15 protein-coding genes and 1 pseudogene are annotated in these 23,862 nt (G+C 31.5%); 14 read left to right on the top strand and 2 right to left on the bottom strand.

The window, feature by feature from the left end; genetic code table 11:
* Positions 1–31: 31 nt before the first annotated feature.
* From N508_RS11005 to glpK, 9 genes and pseudogenes are all read left to right on the top strand, one after another.
* Positions 32–922, top strand: a pseudogene (locus N508_RS11005) (Cache 3/Cache 2 fusion domain-containing protein); the annotation flags it as partial.
* 39 nt (positions 923–961) lie between these two features.
* Positions 962–2,080 carry a methyl-accepting chemotaxis protein gene (locus N508_RS11000; protein ID WP_430691813.1) on the top strand — a complete coding sequence of 373 codons (1,119 nt, stop codon included), beginning with the start codon at positions 962–964 and terminating at the stop codon, positions 2,078–2,080.
* A 14-nt stretch (positions 2,081–2,094) separates the two neighbouring features.
* The gene (locus N508_RS02205; protein ID WP_023276452.1) at positions 2,095–7,863 is read left to right on the top strand and encodes an alpha-2-macroglobulin family protein; all 5,769 of its coding nucleotides are present in this window, start codon (positions 2,095–2,097) and stop codon (positions 7,861–7,863) included.
* Between the two features lie 58 nt (positions 7,864–7,921).
* Positions 7,922–10,174, top strand: coding sequence for a penicillin-binding protein 1C (gene pbpC / locus N508_RS02200; RefSeq protein WP_179077819.1), 2,253 nt, complete (start codon positions 7,922–7,924; stop codon positions 10,172–10,174).
* A gap of 321 nt (positions 10,175–10,495) precedes the next feature.
* Complete coding sequence (gene glpA, locus N508_RS02195) at positions 10,496–12,100, top strand: anaerobic glycerol-3-phosphate dehydrogenase subunit GlpA (protein ID WP_023276450.1); 1,605 nt, start codon at positions 10,496–10,498, stop codon at positions 12,098–12,100.
* Positions 12,090–13,358: an anaerobic glycerol-3-phosphate dehydrogenase subunit GlpB gene (gene glpB / locus N508_RS02190; RefSeq protein WP_023276449.1), complete on the top strand. Its 1,269-nt coding sequence runs from the start codon at positions 12,090–12,092 to the stop codon at positions 13,356–13,358. The genes glpA and glpB overlap by 11 nt, the downstream gene beginning before the upstream one ends.
* A 15-nt stretch (positions 13,359–13,373) precedes the next feature.
* Positions 13,374–14,570: an anaerobic glycerol-3-phosphate dehydrogenase subunit C gene (locus N508_RS02185; protein WP_023276448.1), complete on the top strand. Its 1,197-nt coding sequence runs from the start codon at positions 13,374–13,376 to the stop codon at positions 14,568–14,570.
* A gap of 85 nt (positions 14,571–14,655) precedes the next feature.
* Positions 14,656–15,639: a DUF7973 family transport facilitator gene (locus tag N508_RS02180; RefSeq protein ID WP_023276447.1), complete on the top strand. Its 984-nt coding sequence runs from the start codon at positions 14,656–14,658 to the stop codon at positions 15,637–15,639.
* Positions 15,640–15,659: 20 nt separating this feature from the next.
* Positions 15,660–17,153, top strand: a complete 1,494-nt coding sequence (gene glpK / locus N508_RS02175; protein ID WP_023276446.1) for a glycerol kinase GlpK — start codon at positions 15,660–15,662, stop codon at positions 17,151–17,153.
* A 690-nt stretch (positions 17,154–17,843) separates the two neighbouring features.
* Here the strand turns inward: glpK and pepV are convergent.
* Positions 17,844–19,247, bottom strand: a complete 1,404-nt coding sequence (gene pepV / locus N508_RS02170) for a dipeptidase PepV (protein WP_051350799.1) — start codon at positions 19,245–19,247, stop codon at positions 17,844–17,846.
* 172 nt (positions 19,248–19,419) lie between these two features.
* Here pepV and hemL point away from each other — a divergent pair, with 172 nt between their 5' ends.
* From hemL to atpE, 5 genes are all read left to right on the top strand, one after another.
* Positions 19,420–20,685, top strand: a complete 1,266-nt coding sequence (hemL, locus tag N508_RS02165) for a glutamate-1-semialdehyde 2,1-aminomutase (RefSeq protein WP_023276444.1) — start codon at positions 19,420–19,422, stop codon at positions 20,683–20,685.
* Position 20,686: 1 nt separating this feature from the next.
* Positions 20,687–20,971: an AtpZ/AtpI family protein gene (locus tag N508_RS02160; RefSeq protein ID WP_023276443.1), complete on the top strand. Its 285-nt coding sequence runs from the start codon at positions 20,687–20,689 to the stop codon at positions 20,969–20,971.
* Between the two features lie 98 nt (positions 20,972–21,069).
* Complete coding sequence (locus N508_RS02155; protein WP_023276442.1) at positions 21,070–21,444, top strand: ATP synthase subunit I; 375 nt, start codon at positions 21,070–21,072, stop codon at positions 21,442–21,444.
* Positions 21,428–22,099, top strand: coding sequence for a F0F1 ATP synthase subunit A (gene atpB, locus N508_RS02150; protein WP_023276441.1), 672 nt, complete (start codon positions 21,428–21,430; stop codon positions 22,097–22,099). Before N508_RS02155 ends, atpB begins: the two co-directional genes overlap by 17 nt.
* Before the next feature lie 626 nt (positions 22,100–22,725).
* Positions 22,726–23,025, top strand: a complete 300-nt coding sequence (gene atpE, locus N508_RS02145; RefSeq protein WP_023276440.1) for an ATP synthase F0 subunit C — start codon at positions 22,726–22,728, stop codon at positions 23,023–23,025.
* Between the two features lie 391 nt (positions 23,026–23,416).
* On the opposite strand, the gene N508_RS02140 is transcribed toward atpE, so the two are convergent.
* A complete protein-coding gene (locus N508_RS02140) occupies positions 23,417–23,620 on the bottom strand; it encodes a hypothetical protein (RefSeq protein WP_023276439.1) in 204 nt (67 codons plus the stop codon).
* Between the last annotated feature and the right edge of the window lie 242 nt (positions 23,621–23,862).

Genomic DNA, 23,862 nt, shown 5'->3' with positions numbered 1-23,862 from the left:
ACAAGTTTTTATATCATTGGAGGATTTGAATATGTTTAATATAAAAAGTGCATCAATATCTAAAAAGATGATAGTGATAAATGCACCTGCTATTCTTATTATTATAACTGCATTATTCATTATTATAAGTATATATGCTGCAAAAAGTGCTGAAAATAGAGCAATGCTTAGTATTTTGCAGGCAGGTTACTTAGTTGAAAGTTCTTTTGATAATATTCTTGAACAGTCTAAAAAAAATAGTGAAAATTCTATGAGTGTATTTAAATATTTTCTAGAATCATATTACGGAAGTTATACGGAATTTGATATTCGTGGTAAAGCAGAAAATGGTTATCCTGCATATTATTTAAATGACCGCTTGGTTACAGGTGAAACTGAATTGCTTGACAGATTTTCAAATACAACAAATGATGTTGCTACAATTTTTGCAAAAGATGGGCAGGATTTTATCCGTGTTACAACATCATTGAAGGATGCTGATGGAAAGCGTGCAATGTATACAAAACTTGACCATAATCATCCTGCATATAATCTTGTATTATCAGGAAAAACATATTTAGGGAAAGCCACATTGTTTGGTAATGATTATCTTACTTTTTATGAACCAGTAAAAGATGCTGATAATAATGTTACAGGTATATTATTTATAGGGTATAATTTAAAGCCAGCTTATGAAGTTTTAAACAAAAGTGTTGGTAATATAAAAATAGGCACAAATGGATATGTTATAGCTTTTGATAAGGCAAATGATATTTTTACTATTGGTTCTCAATCATTTACAGGTTCACCAAACAGTCTGCCATTTGCTGATAAAATAAAAGAAAATAATGTGTTTTTATATAACTATAATAATAAAAAATTTATTGCTAAAGATATATATAATGAAGATTTAGGCTGGAATATAATAGTTAGTGCATTAGAAGATGACTATATTAAAGATATTCTACTTTTACGCACAATTATGTTTGCAGGAATGATTATTTTTATTTTAGTATTTTTTATTACAGTAAATCTTGTTATAAGAATGGTAGTAGTTGTTCCGCTTTATAAATTAACCACATCTATATTTAAATTTTTTGATTATATAAACCATAAATCAGAGAGTGAAGTAACAATATATAAACCAAGTGGAAAAGATGAGATTATGGAAATATCTAATGCTGTAAATGAACAAATGAAAAGACTTTATGCAAACTTGAAAGAAGATGATAATTTAATAGAAGAATCTTTAAAGGTTTCAGCACAGGTTAAACAAGGGTATTTAAATGTAGCAATAAATGCTTCAACTCATAATCCTGCATTAAACAGATTAAAGGATAATATTAATGAGACTTTTTCTCATTTAAGCTCAACTATGCAGAGCATTTTATTTGTTGTAGAAAAATATTCTGCCAATGATTTCAGAGATAGTATAGATGCCGGCTTTTTAGAAGGTGAATTATTAGCATTTATTAATGGCATTAATTTAATGGGAAGCAGAATCAGGGAAATGCTGCATACTTCTATGAATACATGTGAAAATTTAATGGGTGCATCAAATGAATTAAAAAGCCATGTAGATACTTTACAGTCAAGTGCAGAAATACAGTCTACTAACCTTGATAAAAATATTATATCTTTAGAGCATTTAAATGAATCTATGGAGCAGGTAAATATAAGGGCAAAAGATGTTGTTGAACATTCTGAAGCCATTAGAAATATTATAGATGTAATTCACGATGTTGCAGACCAGACTGACCTTTTAGCATTAAATGCAGCAATAGAAGCGGCTCGTGCAGGAGAACATGGCAGAGGGTTTGCAGTAGTGGCAGATGAAGTGAGAAAGCTGGCGGAAAGAACTCAGAAAAATTTACAGGAAATTTCATCAAATACAAATAAACTTGTTGAAGCAATTAATGATATGGATTCTGCAATTAAAGCTCAGACTGATGAAATGCAGACAATGCATACATCTGTTTTAGAGTTGCAGCAAGTAACTGCAAGCACATTAAATGTTGCAGTTTCAACAAAAGAAGTTTCTGATAAAGTAAATAAAATTTCTACAGATATAATGAATGATGCAAGTAGTAAAGAATTTTAATATTGGAGTGTAGTGTGAAAAAATTATTATTAAGTTTATTTTTAGCAACAGTAGTTATTTTTGTATTATCAGGTTGTAAAAATAATGAAAAACAAAATACTTCAATGCAGGAAACATCAAATACTATGCAGCAGCTGGGAAGTAACCAGCAGGACAACAAACAGGGTGTAAATGCTTATGAAATATCTAATAATCCTAACCAGCAGGTGGATATTTCAAAAAGTGGTGCTGCAAAAAATAGTAAAGAAACTGCTGTAAAAAATAAAATATTATTAACTTACAGTGTTGAAAAACCAGTAAGCAGTAATATTTCATTGCCATCATCTATGCTGAATATTGTATTTTCTTCAGATTCTGCATATACTGCTTTTAAAGATGATGTTTCTGAAAATATAGAAAAATATATACAGATAGAGCCAAAAATAAAAGGTGCATGGAAGCTGAAAAATAATAAATCTTTATTATTTATTCCACAGCAGGAATGGACAGCTGATACAAAATATACAGTAACTATTGATAAAACAGTTTTTAACGATTACTATGAAATATCAAGTAATACTTTTTCTTTTACAACAGACCCTTTTATGTTTCAAATAAGTTCAGAATATATCAATAATAATTTTGACAGTGAAGAAAGAGAATATATTCTGCATATTATGTTTAATTATTTATTTGACCAGAAACAGTTTAAAAAAGAAGCAGAGTTAACATTATCAGGACAGAAAATACCATTTAAAGTAACATTTGATAAAAGTGGTTATGGTGCTGTTATTACATCATCTAAATTCAAAATGTTCACAAATAAAGATATGGTATTAAATTTTACACTTCCTAAAATTGCAAGTGCTGATGGCAGCAGGAAACTAAAATATGAAATATATCATTCTTATACAATAAACAAAATTCTTGAAGGAAAGTCTTTTTTTGTAGATAATGTAAGGACTTTTATTGCAAATGATAATAAAGGAAATCCACGAAATATACTTGCAGTAACATTTTCTCAGCCTGTTAATATGGCAGATATGGTCAAATACAGTGGTCTTTTTATTACAAATGATGAAGCTGAAAGCTTTTTATATTCTGATAAAGATGTAAAAAGCAAAGTTGCTTTGACTCCAGTTGATACTGGCACCAATGCTGATACAGTTCTTTCATTTTATGTGGATGCTTACTATGATAAAAATTATGGTGGCGATAAAAGTTTTTATTTTGCGATTAAACAAAATGTTAATTCAGTATCAGGCAAATTACTTAATACTGGATATAAAGAAAGAATAATATTTAACAAACTTCCGCAGAAAATAAATATTTTGCAACAGGGTTCTCTTCTTTCACTGAAAAGTAAGAAAATGATTACATTTGAAGCAAGGGGAGTAAATGCTTTAAATGTGGAAGTAGGCAGAATACTTCCAGAACAGGTGCAGCATATAATTAATTTTACAAATAGTTTTGGTTTAGGTGTTGTTTCTTTTAAAGATAGTTATATGATGGATACATCAAACTTTGCTGAATATAAAAAAGCAAAACTTCCACTTGCTTCTAATGACAGAGTAATACCAAGTTATGCATCTATTAATATAGAAGAATACCTTGGAGCAGAACCGGGGCTTTATTATGTAAAAGCTTATGGTTTAGATGAAGCAGGTCATATTATTTATGACAATACATATTATGATTATGACTATAGTTATGATGAATATGAAGATGACAGCAGTAGCAGCAGTTATGTAAAAGAATCAAGATTTATACTTATTACAGATATGTATATGATAGCCAAAGAAAACAAAAATAAACAAGTAGATGTTTTTGTTGCTTCCATATCAAAAGGAGTGCCAGTTAAAAATGCATTAGTTGAAGTGATAGCAAAAAATGGACTTCCAATCATTTCAGGACAGACCGATAGTAATGGTCATTTTAAATATGAAATATCAGAAGATGATGGTGTTAGTAATATGCCTATTGCGGTCACTGCTAAAAAAGATAATGATTATACATATATTCCTCTTACATATCAAAGAAATATTGAATATTCTAAATTTGATATTGGTGGAGAATATATCAGCAGTGCAGATTCATTAAAGGCAATGATGTTTACAGACAGGGGAATATACAGACCTGGGGAAACTATCCATATTGCTTCTATTATAAAAGATTCAGGCTGGCAGAAAGATTTATCAGGTATTCCTGTTGAGATAACTGTAAAATCTCCAAAAAATGAAGTAATATTAAATGAAAAATACTCTCTTGATAAATCAGGTTTTTTAGATTTAGATATTGCAACACAAAGTTATTTTACAACAGGCTATTATACAGCAACAATATATCTTTTAACAAATAGTGGAAATAAAGAGGTTTCTCTTGGCAGTGTATCATTCCAATTAAAAGAATTTGATACAGATACTATTCGTGTTAATGTTTCATTTAATCATTCAAATGTAAAAGGCTGGATTAAAACTGATAATATTACAGCAAAAATAAAAGCAGATAATATGTTTGGTACTCCAGCAGCTCAAAGGCGTGTAAAAGCAGAAGTATCTTTTGCACCATCAGTATTGTATTTTCCAGAGTTTAAAGGATACAGATTTACAGACCCTTATGTAGATGGCACATCTATAATTCGTCAACCTTATAAACCAGAGCTTAATGAAAAGCAGACAGATAATAATGGTTATGCTGAGTATAATTTATCTAATTTATTTAATGATTTTGTAAGGGGAACATATCTTCTTGAATTTAGTGGAGAAGTTTTTGAAAAAGGCAGTGGTGATGGTGTTACTGGTTATAACAGTATAAAAGTTTCTCCAGCTGATTATTTAGTGGGCTATTATACAAACAGTTATCTTTATTATTTAAATTTAAATGAAAAGGCAAATGTTACCTTTATTGCAGTGGATAGTAATCTTAATAAAATCACTCTTAATGATTTAAAATTCAGACTTTCACGCATTACTTATGTTAATCAGTATATTAAAGACAATAGCGGCAGATATAGATACAGCACTATTAAAAGATATAATGTTGTAAATAGTGGTTCCTTATCAATAAGCGATAAAGGCTCTGATATAGAGCTTCCTACATCTGTTAATGGTGAATTAGTATATGAAGTTGTTGATAAAGATAATACTGTTATAGGAAAAGTAGAATATTTTGTTTCAGGCAGTAAAAGTATAGATACATCACTTGCCAAGGAAGCAGAGCTTGCTTTAAAACTTGATAAGGCAGAGTATAAGGCTGGCGATACAATAAATATGAATATTACTGCACCTTATTCAGGTTATGGCTTAATTACTGTTGAAAAAGAAAAAGTATATTCATACAAATGGTTTAAAGCAGATACAAATACTATAATAGAAACAATAAAAGTGCCGGAAGATTTAATGGGTAATGGTTATATAAATGTGGCTTTTGTAAGAGATATTGCTTCAAAAGATATTTATTCAAAACCATTAAGTTATGCTGTTGCACCATTTAGCATTGATAAATCAAAATACAAAATTAATATTACACTTAAAACACCAGAATTTGTGCTTCCCGGCAGCAGTGTAGATGTGGAATATTCTGCAGATAAATCAGGGAAAATTATAGTCTATGGAGTAGATGAAGGTATACTTCAGGTAGCAGGATATAAACTTCCTAATCCGCTTGATTTCTTTATGCAGAAAGTTGCTTTATTAGTAACTACTAAACAGACAGCAGACTTAATTCTGCCAGATTATAAAATATTAAGCGAACTTTCAGGTATTGGTGGTGGTGAAAATGCAGCAATGGCTAGAATGATTGCACAAAAACTTAATCCTTTTGCAAGAGTTGTAGAGCAGCCTGTTGCTCACTGGTCTCATATTATAGATGTAAAGGCTGGTGATAAGAAAACAGAAACTATTGTAATACCAGAGCATTTTAATGGCTCTATGAAAGTTATGGCTGTTGCAGTATCTGATAATGCAGTTGGCAGCACAGAAATAGCTTTTATTTCCCGAGCACCAATTATTATGACACCTAATATGCCTTATGCAGCTGTAGCAGGTGACAAATTTAAATTATCAGCAGGTATTACAAACTCAATAGAAGGTAAAGATAGTGCGACAATTACAGTAACAGCTAAACCATCAAAACATTTATCTATTATTGGAGAAACAACAAAAACAGTTACTATTAATAAAGGCAGTGAAGCTCTGCTTTTATTTGATGTAGAAGTGCTTGATGAATTAGGCAGTGCAGAAATTGTGCTTGAAGCAAAATCAAATGATATTAAAGATGTAATAAAATCAAAAATTACATTATCAGTTCGTCCTGCAGTGCCATATAGAACTAATATTCAGCTAGGCTCTTTCACTGGTGAAAAATCATCTATTAAAGTCGCAAATCGTGATATGTATGATTTTGCTGTGAAAAGAGAAGTTGCAGTTTCCAGCAATCCATTAATTGCTGTGTCAGGTATAGGCAATTATCTTCAAAATTATCCTTATGGATGCACTGAGCAGATTACAAGTAAAATATATCCTGTTGTGATTTTTGCAGCATCAAATGGCACTATTAATACAAAAGAAGTGCAGGATGTGTTTAATGCATATATTCGTGAGCTTACAAAACGCCAGAAAGATAGAAGCGGATTTACTTACTGGAGTGGTGGTATATATATTAGTGATATAGCTTCAATATATGCAACTCAGCTTTTAATAGATGCCAGAGAGCTTGGTTTTAATGTGCCTGATACACTTTATAATAATGCATTGGAATATATGAAGACAATTGCAGGTCGAAGACCTTATAATAATTATGAAGCAGATAATATTGCCTATGCAGTATATATTCTTGCCAGAACAGGAACTGTAAATTCAAGAGCATTAAGTGTGCTTGAAGAATACTGCTCTAAAAAATATGAAAATTGGGAAAATTCTCTTATTGCATCATATATGGGAGCTTCCTATGTGCTTTATAAAAATGACAGTAAAGGATATGAGCTTCTAAAATCATCTAAACCATCATATATTAAGTATTTATTTTTAGGTGATTTTTATGATTCTCTTACAAATATTTCAAGATATATTTATTTAACTGGAAGGCATGCATCTAAACTTATTGAAAAAGACAGCAGTTTTGTCAATAAAATTTTAAACTATATAAATGATGGATACTATAATTCATTTTCAAGTGCTTTTGCTCTTGCTGCTCTTTATGGTATAAGCACAGGTAATTACATGCTTCCTGAATATGAAGATGCAGGAAAAGGCATAACAGTTGATGAAAAAAATAAGAATAAAGCTGTATTTTCTAGCAATATAAGAAATATTAATGTATCTTTTGATAAAGCTAATAAGTTAGGTTACTATTATTATATTACAACAAGCGGCTTTGATAAAAATATTCCTGCACAAGTATCAAATGGTTTAGAAATTATAAAAACTTTCTATGATAAAAATGGTAGAGAAATAACAGAAGGAAAGCAGGGTGATGAAGTTACAGTTTCATTAAAAATTCGCCAGCTAGGTAATATGAAAGGCAAAAATGTGATAACTGCGGTTACAGATTTACTTCCGGGTGGCACCGAGATATTATCAGGTCCAAATGTAAGTAAAGTTTATGAATACCATGAATTTAGAGAAGATAGAGCAATTATTTACTTGAATATCCCTGAAAACTATTCAGGAACGGTAACATATAAAATAAAATTATTATCTTCTGGAACTTTTACAGTGCCGCCATCTTATGCAGAAAGTTTATATAACAGAGATATTAATGCAACAGGCAATTCATTTACTTTTATAATAAATGAAGCAGAGTAAATTTTATAAATTATTATATAATACAGTTATCTTAATATCGGCAGTATTAATTTTAGCAGTGCTGATATTAAAGATAACTGCAAACCCGCTGCTTAAAAATGTAAGCTTTTCAACAGCCATATATGACAGCGATAAACATCTTTTAAGGCTTACATTAGCTAATGACGGCATATATAGAGTGTATAAACCGCTTAATGAAATATCGCCTAAATTGCAGGAAGCTGCCCTTCTTTATGAAGACAGATGGTTTTATTATCATTTTGGATTAAATCCCATATCTTTGGGAAGAGCATTTTTATCTTTTGTAAAAAACGACAGCAGGCCACTTGGTGCATCAACTATTACAATGCAGCTTGCAAGGTTGAAATATAATATAAATTCTAAAACAATTTCTGGTAAATTGAAGCAGATATTTTATGCTTTAATTATTGAAATAAGACATGATAAAAAAGAAATATTAGAGGCATATTTAAATCTTGCTCCTTATGGTCATAATATAGAGGGGGCTGAAGCAGCATCTTTAATATACTTTAATGTTAATTCAAAAGATATTACATTATTTGAAAGTATTACACTGGCAGTTATTCCGCAAAACCCTGCTAAAAGAGTGCCTACAAGTAAAAAAGGTATGCAGCTGGGGATAGAAAGTAGAAAAAGGATTTTTCCTTTATGGATTAAACATCACAAAGAAGATATATCTTTATTGTCACTTTTGGATATGGAAGTATCTGTAAGACATCCAAAAAATCTGCCATTTGCAGCACCACATTTAACTGATTATCTTTTAAGCCGTGGTATCCGCGGAAGCATATATTCTACAATAGATATGAATAAACAAAAGCTTTTAGAAAATACAGTATCTGAATATATTATTAATAATAAAAGCAAAGGTATAAATAATGCGGCAGTAATGCTTTTGAACTACAAAACAATGGAAGTAGTATCATATATAGGCTCTTCTGATTATTTTAACAGTGAAATTTATGGGCAGGTAAATGGTATAGAAGCTATGCGTTCACCGGGCTCAGTTTTAAAGCCTTTTATTTTCGGATTAGCTGTTGAAAAAGGGCTTATACATCCAAAATCAATGATGAAAGATGCACCAAAGCAGTATGGAGCATATTCTCCAGAAAATGCAGACAGAGGCTTTATGGGTCCGTTATTTGCAAGAGATGCACTTATTCATTCAAGAAACATACCTGCTATTGAGCTTTTAACAAAGCTTCCAAAATCATCTTTTTATGATTTTTTATATTATTCAGGTGTGGAAAATCTGCAGCCTGAAGAATATTACGGCACAGCTCTTGCCATTGGCGGCTTTGAAGTAACTATGGAAAATGTTGTAAAAATGTATGCAGGTCTTGCAAATTTTGGAGAAGAAAAATGTATAAACTATATGAAAGATTTAAGATGTGAAGATGACAGCTACCGTATATTTTCAAAAGAGGCTGCATTTTTAACTATTGATATGCTTTACTATAACCCTAAACCATCATCAGTTTTTGATAATGACAATATTGCATGGAAAACAGGCACATCTTATGCTTTTAAAGATGCATGGACAGCTGGTATTTTAGGAGATTATGTATTAGCAGTATGGGTAGGAAATTTTGACGGCACAGGAAACACAGCATTTTTAGGTAGGACTTCTGCTGGAACACTTTTTTTTAATATTGCTTCTGTATTAAAATATAATGAAAATGTTGTATATTATAAACAAAAGCCAGATGAAATGCTTAATGTTAAGGAAGTAGATATATGTGTTCCAACAGGTGATTTGCCTAATAAATACTGTAAAAATATTGAAAAAGGATATTTTATACCGGGAGTATCACCTATTAAAGTAACAGATGTATTTAGAGCTGTTCCAATAGATAAAAAAACAGGTTTAAGAGCCTGCTTTTATGATAAAGAAACTACAGAAATGAAAGTATATGAATTTTGGTCGTCAGATATAAATAAACTTTTTAAAAAATCAGGTATACAAAAAGTGCAGCCGCCTAAATATATGTCAGGTTGCAAAATAAGTATAACATCAAATACAGGTAATCCACCACAGATTTTAAGCCCTGCAAGTATGTCTACATACAGTATATATAATGAAAATAAAAAAGATATAGCTTTTATAGTATCATCTGACAGCGATGCTGAAATACTTTATTACTTTATAGATAACAGATTTGAAGGCTCATCAGATATTAATGCTCCATTTTTTTGGAAGCCTGTTCTTGGAAATCATACACTGACAGTAACAGATAATTTAGGCAGGTCATCTTCAGTTAATTTTAAAGTTACATTATTATATAATTAAATATAATGTTTCATTATAAACACTTGTTATAATAATTTAAAGATTTTATTTATATATATAAACTATGTTTTATTTTATATAAAATTTATCTTTTTTAAAAATATATCAAAAATATATTAAATGTTTTGATTAAGCATTATAAATCTTAAAATATTCTTTAATTTTTTGAAATTATCTTTATATACAATAGTTTATGATATGTATTTCAGTATAATATAACTTTAATATAATTGTGTTATAATTTAATAAAAATACTTGCTTATTTAAAAAAAATAATATAAAATAAACACTGTTAGAAAATTGTGTAAGTGAGGTTCTATTATGATATCTACCACAGTTATAATTATTGGTGGCGGTGCAACAGGCAGTGGGGTCCTGCGGGATTTAAGTATGCGTGGAATACCTGCTATAATGCTTGAACAGGGTGGTTTAGCTTATGGCACAAGTTCTCGTTTCCATGGTTTGCTCCACAGTGGTGCAAGATATGCTGTTAATGATAACGAATCAGCAAAAGAATGTATTGAAGAAAATATGATTCTTCGTAAGATTGGTAAGCATTGTGTTGAATTGACAGAGGGCTTTTTTGTTCAGACACCAGAAGACGACAAAGAATTTGCTCCAAAATGGCTTGAAGGATGTAAGTCGGCAGGTATTAAAACAGAAGAGATTTCATTAGAAGAAGCTTTTAAGTTAGAACCAAATCTTTCAAGAGATATATCTAAAGTATATAAAGTGCCTGATTCCTGTATAGATGGTTTTCGCCTTGTATGGCAGAATGCTATGAGTGCTAGAAAATATGGCGGAGATTTATATACATATCACAAAGTTATAGAGATAATTACAGAAAGCGGTAAAGTTAAAGGTGTTAAAGCCTTAAATAAAGTTACAAATGAAGTAGTTGAATTTGGCTGTGATTATATAGTTAATGCTTCAGGTTCATGGGCTGGAGAGATGGTTGCACTTTCTGGTCTTGCTCCACTTCCTATTTCTCCAGACAGGGGGACATTGATTGTCTTTAACCACAGGTTTACATCTAGAGTAATTAACAGACTGCATAAAAGCTCTGATGGTGATATTTTTGTTCCACATGGCTCTGTTACAATTTTAGGCACTACATCTGCAGAAGCTAATGCACCAGATGATAAAACCCCTACAAGTCAGGAAGTTAAAAAGCTTTTAGATATAGGCAGAGTAGTATTCCCTTATGTAGATGATTATAGAATACTTCGTGCTTTTGCTGGCACTCGTCCACTTTATGGTGCAAAAGGAGCGGGCAGGTCTGCAAGCCGTAACTTTAATATTGTTAATCACACAGAAGAAGGTCTTTCTGGATTTGTTTCCATATTTGGTGGTAAATTAACAACATACAGACTTATGGCTGAAAAAGTAAGTGATGTGGTTGCAGATATGGCAGGTGTTACTGCAAAATGCCGCACAGCAGATGAGCCAATTATTCAAGATGTATCAGAGCATACTATAAGCAAAGCAAAAAAGTATTTTCCGCAGGGTGCTGTTAATATTGTAGTAGACAGGATTGGTGCAGATTTTGAAGAAGTGCTTAATAATATAGAAAACAGTAATGAGAAAAATGAGCTTATTTGCGAATGTGAAATGGTTACTTTATCTGAAATTAAATATGTTGCTAAAGATGCAGCATCATATTATTTAAATGACATAAGGCTTAGAACAAGGCTTGGTATGGGAACATGTCAAGGCACATTTTGTTCTTTAAGAGCGATAGCTGCATTAGAAAATGAAAATATAGAAATGAAGCTAAAACCTTCAGATAATATTAAAAACTTTTTACAAGAAAGGTGGAATGGGCTTCGTCCTGCATTATGGGGCGGTCAGTTAAGAGAAGCTGAGCTTACAAGAGCAATTTATCTTTCTACACTTAATTTTGATGGAGAAAGTTATGAGGCATAGTGATGTATTAGTTGTTGGTGCAGGTATGGCAGGACTTATGGCTGCTGTTACAGCTGCGAAATCAGGTGCATCTGTCAGTGTTTTATCTGAAGGTGCTGGAGTTATTTCAATAGGCAGTGGTGCTGTTGATTTTTTAGGATATGTTAATGGTAAAAAGATAACAGATAATCCATTTAATCATTTATCCGAGCTTGGTGAAATGCATCCATATAATATAATAGGTGCAGAAAATATAAAAAATGCTTTTGCAAGCCTTGTAGAAATATCTAATGCTAATGGATATGAAATTAAAATGAATGAAGAAGGGCTTAATCATACTGCAATATCTATTGCAGGAACAACAAAACCTACTTATATATGCAGCGAATCAAATAATGCATCAAGAATATTGAAAGCTAAAAAAATACTTTTTGCAGGTGTTGAATATTTAAAAGATTCTCAGCCTGCTCTGGCAGTAAAACAGGCAAAGCAGTATAAAATATTTGCTGATGCAGAGATTAATTCAGCTTTATTAAAATCCCCATTTGGTAAAACTCACAGAGTGCTTAACTGTCTTGATTTAGCACGCTATGTGGATAAAGAAGAAGGGTTTAACTGGCTGAAAAGCGAATTATCAAAGGCAGCAGCAGGATATGATGCTGTTATTATTCCTCCAATATGTGGCACAATAAATTATACTAAACATTTTAAAGAGCTGCAAAATCTTGGCTTTATTTTAGTAGAAGCAGTATCAATACCACCTGGTGTTGGCGGCTACAGGCTCAGACATGCTTTAATTAATGAAGCTAAAAAATTAAATGTTAAATTTATTGAAAATTGTAATGTTCAAAGAGCGGTCATAGAAAATGGAAAATGCAAAAGTGTAATAGCACTCCATAATAATATAGCTGGTGCTTTGGAAACAGAATATACTGCGGATAACTTTATAATTGCAACAGGTGGAATTATTGGAAATGGCATTGCGTCCACACCTGATAAAGTATATGAAACAATTTTTAATATAACAATTGATTCACCAGTTTCTGTTGAAGAAAGGTCAGATAAAAATGTTTTTGGCAGCCATCTTTTTGCAAGATTTGGAGTGAAAGTAAACAGTAAACTGCAGGCCTTAGACAGCAAAGGCAGTCCTTTATATGATAATGTATTTTTTGCAGGCAACACTATAGCAGGTTATGATTTTCCAACTGAAAAATCAGGTTATGGAGTAGCCTGCTCAACAGGTTATACTGCTGCATTATCAGCATTAGCAAGTAAATAAGAAGGAGAAATAACTATGTCATCAGAACATATAAATCCTGATAAATGTATAGCATGTACAATATGCCAGGTTCACTGCCCTGTAGCAAAAGTTACACCTAATTTTTTAGGACCAAGGTTAATTGGCCCTGCTTATGAAAGATTTAGATTTTTAGATATTGCAGAAGAAGAATCACTGCATTATTGTGCAAACTGTAAAAACTGTGATATATCCTGCCCGCAGGGAGTGTCTATCTCTACTCTTAATATGGTGGCAAGGTGCGAATATACAGAGAAAAATGGCGGCAAACTTCGTGACTGGGTATTAAGCCATGGCGGATTTTTAGCAGATGTATTTAAATATATACCTACTTGGATGAAAAATTTTGGTATGCATAACCCTGCAACAAGGATTTTGCTTGATACAATTGGTATTTCTAAAAAAGCACCAATTCCAAAATTTGATAAACATTTCAGACTTGTTTATAAAAAATTAAAACAGCCAAAATTAGAGAAAAAAATAGTTTTTTTTCCGGGCTGCTATGTTGATGATTATGATTATTCCATTGGTTTAGATATGATTTGGATATTTAATCAGGCAGGATATGAAGTTATTGTTCCTGAGCAGTTTGTATGCTGCGGGCTGCCGCTTGTATCTAATGGATTTATGAAAGATGCAGCAAAAAATGCAGCAAGCAATGTTTCTGTTATTAAAGAATATCAGGAAAAAGGTATTCCTATTGTTACAGGCTGCCCAAGCTGTGCATTAATGTTTAAAAAAGATGTGCCGGAGATGTTCCCAGAAGTTGTATATGACAGCTATAAAGGTGGGGTAATGGATGCTCAGGAATTTCTTATGAGTTGTGTAGAACGGGGCGAATTAAGTTTTAAAGAAAAAATATCAGGAAAATCAATTATATATCATTCTCCATGCCATTTAAGAGCTCAAGGTATAGGTCTGCCAAGTATAGATTTAATTGAAAAACTTACTGGCAGTAAAGTGCAGAATGCTCAGGCTGGCTGCTGTGGTATATCTGGAAGTTATGGCTTTAAAAAAGAAAAATATCAAATAGGACTTGAGGTAGGTAAAGAACTTTTTGATACAATTAAAAGCAGTAACTGTGAAATCGTTACAACAGAATGTGGCACTTGTCAGGCACAAATTAAGCACGGAACAGGTCAGAAAGCTTATCATCCTGTTACTGTTATTAGAAAGTTAGTGGAAAATAAATAGATTTACAGTAATTAGTTTAAAATTTAAGGTGTTGTTATAGAGTAGAATTTAATTAATATATAAAAAATATTGAAGGAGGTTCTTCATGAGCAGTGTTATGGTAACAATTATCTATGCTTTTTGCGGTGGTATATTTGGTGCAAGCATAGGTGCATTGTGGGCATTCATTTTATGCACAATTATTGCAGTAATGGGTGCATTAGTAGTTTTAGCAGGCGGTTCAGATTTTATCTTAATGCAGGTTGCATTAGGACCAATATTCGGACCTGCGTCTGGTGGTTTCTTATCAGGTGTAATTGCTGCCACTTATTCTCATGGTGTTAAAAAAAATCACCCAACTAACAGTGCCAAGGATATAGTTACACCACTTATGGGAACTTCCTGGGATGTATTATTTGTTGGCGGTTTAACAGCTGTTGTATCTTTTTATTTTGCAATGTTATTATCAAAAATACCTTATATTCAGTTAGGTGATACAGGTGCAATTTCAATTGTTATTTTATCACTGCTTGCACGGATACTATTCTTAAAAGAAAGTGCATTTGGCAGCAGGGAATCAATTCAAAAACACGGAATATTTGGGACAAATAATTATGAACTATCATGGTGTGGATATATGACACCAAAACCATTGCTTATGATGATAGGCATATCAATGGGTGGTGTTTCTGCAGCTATTGCATCAGGCACATTATCAGTTCTTCGTCCATTAGTTGAAACAGGTCAGATTAATGCAAGCCTTGCATGGACTGTGCCACTGTTTTTTACATGGGGTATATCAGGTATTATGCTTACTATGATGGCTTTAGGGCAGGGAGTAATAGGTAGAGTTCCTGTAACACATGCAATAAGCCTTGTTGGAGCATTAATGTTTTTACATACTGAACCTTATGTTGGGGCAGATACAGCAATATTATTTGGTATTTTAGGCGGTATTATGGGTATGGCAGTGCAGGAATTTGGTGCAAGGGTTTTTTGGAACCATGGTGGAAACCATATAGACCCACCAGCATTCTCTATTGCAGTTAATACTCTTTTCATTAATATATTATTTTCTTTTATTATTTAACATTAAGGAGGCATAATTTTATGGGAAAATATGTTTTAGCATTAGACCAAGGCACAACAAGCTCAAGAGCTATACTGTTTGATAGAGAAAGTAATATAGTGCAGATAGCTCAGCAGGAATTTTCTCAAATTTTTCCACAGGATGGCTGGGTAGAGCATAACCCTAATGAGATTTTTGATACTCAATCATCAGTTGTAAGAGAATGTGTAAAAAATGCAGGTATATCATCTAAAGATATTGCAGCAGTAGGTGTTACTAACCAAAGGGAAACAACTGTTGTATGGAATAAAAAAACTGGTGCTCCAATATATAATGCTATTGTTTGGCAGGATAGAAGAACATCTGCATATTGCGATAAATTAAAAGCAGAAGGCAAAACTGATTTAATAAGAGAAAAAACAGGTCTTATCTTAGATTCTTATTTTTCAGGGACAAAAATCAAGTGGATACTTGATAATGTAAAAGGTGCAAGAGAATTAGCAGAAAAAGGCGATTTACTGTTTGGAAATATTGATACATGGCTTATTTGGAATTTTACAAAAGGCTCAGTTCATGCAACAGACCCGTCAAATGCAAGCAGAACATTACTTTTTAATATTAATACTGGTATGTGGGATAAAGATTTATTAGAGCTTTTTGATATTCCAGAATCACTTTTACCAAAAGTAATGCCTTCGTCTGGTGTAATGGGTGAAATGCACCCTGAATTTTTAGGTGCCCCAATACCAATAGCAGGAGATGCAGGTGACCAGCAGGCTGCAACTTATGGCAATGCCTGCACAAAAGAAGGTATGGCAAAAAATACATACGGCACAGGCTGTTTTCTGCTTATGAATACAGGTAAAATGCATAAATTAAGTGCGAATAATCTTCTTACCACTGTTGCATGGGATTCTGGCAAAGGTCTTCACTATGCTTTTGAAGGCTCTGTTTATATAGGTGGTGCAGTAGTTCAATGGCTTAGAGATGGTCTGCAGATTATTAAAAATACATCAGATACAGAAGCTCTTGGCAAATCTGTTCCTGATAATGGTGGTGTGTATATAGTGCCTGCATTTACAGGTCTTGGTGCTCCATACTGGGACCCTTATGCCAGAGGCACAATAGTTGGTATAACAAGAGGAACTACTAAGGCACATATTGCCCGTGCTGGTTTAGAGTCTATTGCTTATCAGTCATTAGACATAGTTCGCTGTATGGAAAAAGATGCTGGTATGAAAATGAGTACATTAAGAGTAGATGGTGGTGCAAGCCGTAATAATATGCTTATGCAGTGTCAGGCAGATATGCTTAATGTGGTAGTAGAACGCCCAGTAATTACTGAGACAACTGCATTAGGAGCTGCATATCTTGCTGGTTTAGCTGTTAATTTTTGGAGCAGTGAAGAAGAAGTGCGTTCTATGTGGAAACTGGATAGGTGTTTTGAGCCTCAAATGTCACAGGAACGCAGAGAAAAACAACTTTATGAATGGCATAAAGCTGTAAAACGAGCTCAAAGCTGGTTAGAAGATTAATATTAATATAAAAATCTTAGAATAAATACCCATTTGCTTTTCTAACAAATGGGGTTTATTTAAATTTGGACTTATCCAAAAATTTTATTATATAAGTCATTTTTGAGCCTTATTTTGCAGGCAAAAAATCTAGGTTATCTATTATTGCAACAGTGTATAATATATTTAAATTATATGTTTTTTAGATACTTCGCCTTATTACTCTCAGTAAGATATGAAAGCAGGCTCAGGATGAGCCATCTTTAGTAAGCGATAGCCAAACTTATTTTGGCAGAGTGTGATTTAAAAAATTAATGAGAAGGCATCTTTTACTCCGCTCCGAGTATAGAAAACAGCTATTAATATGTGCAAGAACCCGTTTTTGCGATGCAAGGACTTTCCGAGTAAGCAGCGATTGAATTAAAAGTCCGTAGCTGGACAGTATTTTTTAATAAAGGATAAATTAAGATTATTTGCTATGCTCAGAATAGACATTGTGCAGTGGCAACTCTGTTAACAATAAAACTATTACAATTATGTCATTTTGAGCCTGATTTTTAAAAGCGAAAAATCTAAATTATATATATTACAGTATTATATAATATATTTAAATATCTAAAAAATAGACTGCAAACTTTTTAAATCCTTTTAAAATGATTATAAATATCATCAAATGGCAGTATAATTACAAAAAAATATAGTTTCTATTTTTTACATATTATTTAAGTTTATTAAACTTTTAATATATATTTTAATTAATGTTTTAAATTTATCTAAATCTATATATTCATTATTTTGATGTGCCAGTTCTTCATCATCTTTAAAATTAGCTCCAAAAGAAAGAGAATTAGGCATCATAGTGCAGTAAGTTCTGCCGCCTATTGCAACAGGTTCACTTTTATCATTAGTAACTTCCTGATATGCTTTTAACAGTTCTTGTAAATATTGGTTATTTTTATCAATATATAATGGTGGAATATGTTTGCTAATTTGAGTAAGCATCATCATTTTTTCAGCCAGATTATTAATTTTACTTTCAATTTTAGAGCTATTCATTGTAACTGGATATCTAATATCAAATTTTAATATTAAATCTTCTGTTTTATATCTAAGTATTCCAAGATTAATTGTTAAGCTGCCAGAAATATCATCATAACAGTCTATATTGAAACTTTTGCCGTTACTTTCGTCATTTAAAAGATATGCAATCTGCCTAATCCACAGCATAAGCTCCCATGAACCATAATCTAAAGAAGGGTGTGCAAGATAATGCAGCAGTTTATACATTGCATTTATTCCTTTTTCTGGATTCATTGCATGTGCAGATTTACCAGTTGCTTTTACCTGCAAATAACTATCCTGATAATAATCTATTTCTAAATCATCGCCAGCTATTTCTTCAAGCTGTCTTTTTATTTTTGCTAAATCCCCTGCAAAATAAGCGTATGCAGTATCAGGCACAATATTGACACGCTCTCCGCAGGTAAGACCCAAAAGTTTAACAGGCTCAAATCCCTGCAGTGGAAAATCCCGTTTCATAGTTATCTGCATTTGACCTTTTTCTGCATATACAGCAGGAAAATTAGCATCTGGGGAAAATGAAAATACAGGTATTTCTTCTGTTTCTTTATATCTTTTTATACACCGCATAGATGTCTCTTCATCACAGCCTGCAATTATTCTAAACCTTTTATTAAGTTTAATTCCTGTTGCTTTTAAAATTTTAACAGCAGTATATGCAGCAATTAATGGACCTTTATCATCTATTGCACCCCTGCCGTATAATTTATTATCATATATTTTTGCAGCAAAAGGTGAGTGCTGCCATAAGCTTTCATTTCCTGCAGGCACTACATCTAAATGTGCTAAAATGCCAATTAAATTACCATTACCATATTCTGCATACCCTGCATAATTATCAATATTTTTAACAGTAAAGCCATCTTTTTCTGCGATATTGATAAATTTATTTAAACATTCTGCAGCACCTTTTCCAAAAGGATTTTTCTCATCAACAGTGCTTCTGTCAAGTTGAGAATTAATTTTTATTAAATCCTGCATATCCTGCACAGCTTTATCAAAATATTTTTCTATTAACATATCTAAATTTTCCATAAACTACACCAGTTAATTATTTTTTATTTATTATATACATAATTAATTTTATTGCAACTATATAAAATATATGGTATACCCACGATAAAATAAAATATAAATCTCATCTTGAAAAATTTTGTATTATAGTATTTAATAAACCTAATCTTATTTTAATTAATGGAGTAATGAAATGTCATTTTTTGATGAAGCTAAAAAATATATTCCCGGTGGAGTAAACAGCCCTGTAAGAGCATTTGGCTCAGTTGGTGGTGAGCCTTATTTTGTTGCAAAAGGTAAAGGCAGCCATATATGGGATACTGATAATAATGAATATATTGATTATGTATGTTCATGGGGTCCTATGATTTTAGGCCACTGCGATAAAGATGTTAATGATGCAGTTATTAAGGCAGTAGAGAATGGTACAAGTTTTGGAGCTCCAACAAAAAAAGAGACAGAACTGGCAGAAAAGATTGTAGAATTAATGCCGTCAGTGGAAAAAGTCCGTATGGTATCATCAGGTACAGAAGCAGTTATGAGTGCATTAAGGCTTGCAAGGGGTTTCACAAAAAGAGATAAGATTATAAAATTTGAAGGCTGCTACCATGGTCATTCTGATTTTATGCTTGTGCGTGCAGGCAGTGGTCTTTTAACTTTTGGAGAAACATCATCTCCTGGAGTTCCGCAGGATGCAGCAAAAAACACAATAATTGCTCAATATAATGATTTAGAAAATGTGACAGAAATATTTAAGCAGAATAAAAATGAAATAGCATGTTTAATAGTAGAACCAGTTGCAGCAAATATGGGTGTTGTCCTTCCAAAATCTGGATTTTTAGAAGGTCTTAGAAAATTATGTGATGAAAATGGCACACTATTAATATTTGATGAAGTTATTACAGGTTTCAGGCTTTCATCAGGTGGAGCACAGAAATATTTTGGTGTAAGTCCTGATATTACAACTATGGGTAAAATTATTGGCGGTGGTATGCCTGTTGGTGCTTATGGAGGCAGAAGTGATATTATGGATATGATATCTCCTGCAGGTCCAGTATATCAGGCAGGCACACTTTCTGGCAATCCACTTGCAATGACAGCAGGTCTTAAAACATTAGAAAAATTATCATCACCTGATTTTTATAGAAAATTAAAAGATAAATCTGATAAATTATGGGCAGGATTTAGAGAAAATTCTAAAAAATTAGGTTTAAACTATGCTTTTAATACAATAGAATCTCTTTCATGCACATTTTTTACTGATGGCAAAGTTGAAAGTTACACTGATGCAGTGAAAAGTGATACTAAAAAATATGCAAAATTTTTTCATAATATGTTGAACCGTGGTATTGCATTAGCTCCTGCACAGTTTGAAGCTATGTTTGTTTCAAGTGTTCACAGTGATGATGATATTGAAAAAACAATAAAAGCTCATTATGAATCATTAAAAGGTCTCTAATATGGCATATATACCTAACAATAATGGTGATGAAGAAAATAAAGACAAGTCCGTTTATAAGCAGCTTTTTAATGCATCTACTGTAGGTATGGCTCTTGTTTCTGGTATGCTTGTAGGTGGAGCAATAGGATATTTTTTAGATAAGTGGCTGGGAACTTCTCCATGGCTTTTATTTATATTTTTAATTTTTGGTGTAATAGCAGGTATAAAAAATGCAATACACTATATGAAAAAAGCAGGCATTACTTTAGAAAATATAAGGGATGATAAAAAGGAAAAGAAATAAACAAGTGTTTTGTATACACTTGTAAACTAATAAAAAACATAAAAATAGTGTAGAAAACACTTGCGAAAAAAAAATATATAATATAATATAATAAAGATATGGTGATAAAAAGTTATAAACCTGTGCTTATAATCTCTATAATAATGCTGTTATCATGTTATACAGTGTTTTATTTTTTTTATGATATAACTTATGCAAATGCTTTTTTTGCAGGTTTTATTATCATATTGATTGATTTACTTTTACTTGCCCGTTATTTAAAAAGAGCAGTAAAGCAGGCTGCAGTTACAGGCTTTCTGCTGCAAAGTTTTACAAGGTGGGTTTTTATTGGTGTTTGTATATATATTTCTCTTGTAGTGCTTAAGTTATACAAATGGTCATTTGCTTTGGGTATAATACTTCCTTTTGTGGGAGTTTTTATTACTGGAATATATCAAATCTTTCGGGGGAAAGAAGATGGAACATCCTCTTAATTTGACATCATTTTTACCAGCAAATATTCAGCATCATTATCTTCATGTAATTATGCTTTGTGTTGCTGTGTGCATTATTTTCTTTTTAGGTTTATATGTCCGCTCATTACGCAGCGAAATACCTTCTAAGTCACAAAACTTTTTTGAAGTTTTAGTTGGCGGTCTCAGCAATTTAGCTGTAGATGTTATGGGTAAAGAAGGTAAACCTTATCTGCCAATAGTTTTTGGTATTGGTCTTTATGTTGCAGTATCAAATCTTATGGGACTTATTCCTGGGCTTATTCCACCTACAAGCAATATGAATACAACTGCTGCTCCTGCAATATTTGTATTTTTACTTTATAACTTTATAGGTATTAAAAAACATGGTGCATCTTATATTAAGCACTTTTTAGGACCTTTACCAGCACTTGCACCATTTATGTTAATCATAGAAATTATCAGCCACTTAGCAAGACCACTTTCACTTACAATGAGGCTTTTTGGTAACATTGCTGGTGAAGACTTAGTAGTGGTAATATTATTTATGCTTGTACCATTTTTATTACCAATACCAATGTTCTTCTTAATGATATTTACAAGCATACTTCAGGCTTTTGTATTTATGATGCTGACTATGGTGTATATAGCTGGTGCTTTAGAAGAAGCTCACTAAAATTCGCTGTCTTTTAATTTTATACGGTGTTGGATAGTTTCAAAACTTGGTCATTTACTTCTATGTAAACTCCCTTCGTTTTAAAACTATCCGCCTTGTCTAAAATTAAAATCTAAGCTAATTTGCGATGTTTGAAATTGTTTAGTTTTTAGTTTATTCGTTGTTGGCTTAATAAAAAGCTAAGTCATTTACTTATTATATAAACTCCTGTCGCTTTTTATCATTCCGCCTAGATTAAACTAAAAATCTTAATTAAATATATTTAGCTTAGGATATGTTGGAAAGTTTTTAAATTCGGTCATTTACTATTATGTAAACTCCTTTCATTTTAAAACTTTCCGCCTTGTCTAAAGAAAAAATTCAAGCTAAATATGATGTTTAACATCGCTTAGTTTTAGTTTATTTGTTGTTGGATAGTTTCAAAACTTGGTCATTTACTATTGTGTAAACTCCCTTTGTTTTAAAGCGATCCGCCTATATTAAGCTTAAAATCTTGATTAAATTATATTTGATTTAATTAAGTAAATTTGTAAATATATAATCTTATTAAGATGTATATATAAATTAAAAAAATAGCGTTCTTATTTTACGCTTAAAATATTTTTTATTTTTTGGAGGACTTTTCAATGAAAAAAGTTATCTTAGCTACAATGATGGCATTAATTGCAGTGCCAGCTTTCGCACAAACTGGTGCATCATCTAGTGCATGGGCACTTTACTTAGGTGCAGGTCTTGCAATCGGTCTTGCTGGTCTTGGTGCTGGTGTTGGTATGGGTAGTGCTATTAGAGGCGGTCTTGAAGGTATTTCTCGTAACCCTGGGGTTGCAGGTAAAATTTTCACTTACTTACTTGTAGGTGTTGCACTTATTGAATCTATCGCTATTTATGGTTTAGTTGTATCTCTTATCCTTCTTTTTGTTAAGTAAGATTTATAATAAATCAAAATATATAAGGGCAGGGTATATAAACTCTGCCTTTTTTTATATTATAAAAGAAATGTAAAATAAAAGTAACATTAATAAATGTAAGTCCAGATAAAGAATACTGTGATATAATGTATTAAAAAATATTGGATACTTTTAATAAACATAATATAGATACATACATATTTGATAGTATCTTTAAAAATTTGCAATTTTAATTGTAAGAAATAAATATAACCTTATTTAATAGATAAAGTATATATAGTATCTAAACAACAGATAATTTAACAATGTTATATACTGCTGTAATATATATAATTTAGATTTTTTTGTCTTTAAAATAAGGTCAAAATGACTGCTGCATAAATTTTTTTGGTAAGTCCAATTTTTAATATTATTTTTCTTTATAAAACAGATTTTTCCTTTCAGTTACTTTTCCGCATGCACTGCATACATATACTTTATAACCAGACTTAACTTCCATATTTTTTTTTCTGTTGATATATCTTGACTGGCAGTATGGGCATCTGTGAACTGTAAAAAACTTTAAAAAAAAGTATGTTCCAGCTATAATAAGTATTAAAACAGTAATTTCCATCAGTTAATTCTCCAAATATAAAGTAGTAGTCTAATTATATTCAAATTTAAGATATTTATATACATTCTACAAAATAAAATATTTAGTTAATGCAGTAAAAATATATATAAATAAAAAGCAGTATTTATATAAATAACATAAAAACTGCTGAAAAATATAAGGAAAATTAATCTTTGATAGTATTTCAGCAAATTTGCAATTTTAAAAAAAGTATTATAAAAATATATTTACACTCTATATAT

The organism is Mucispirillum schaedleri ASF457, assembly GCF_000487995.2.
In the GTDB taxonomy this organism is placed as follows: domain Bacteria; phylum Chrysiogenota; class Deferribacteres; order Deferribacterales; family Mucispirillaceae; genus Mucispirillum; species Mucispirillum schaedleri.
Note: the sequence above shows the minus strand (reverse complement) of the source record. Positions and strands in the feature narration are given on the sequence as shown.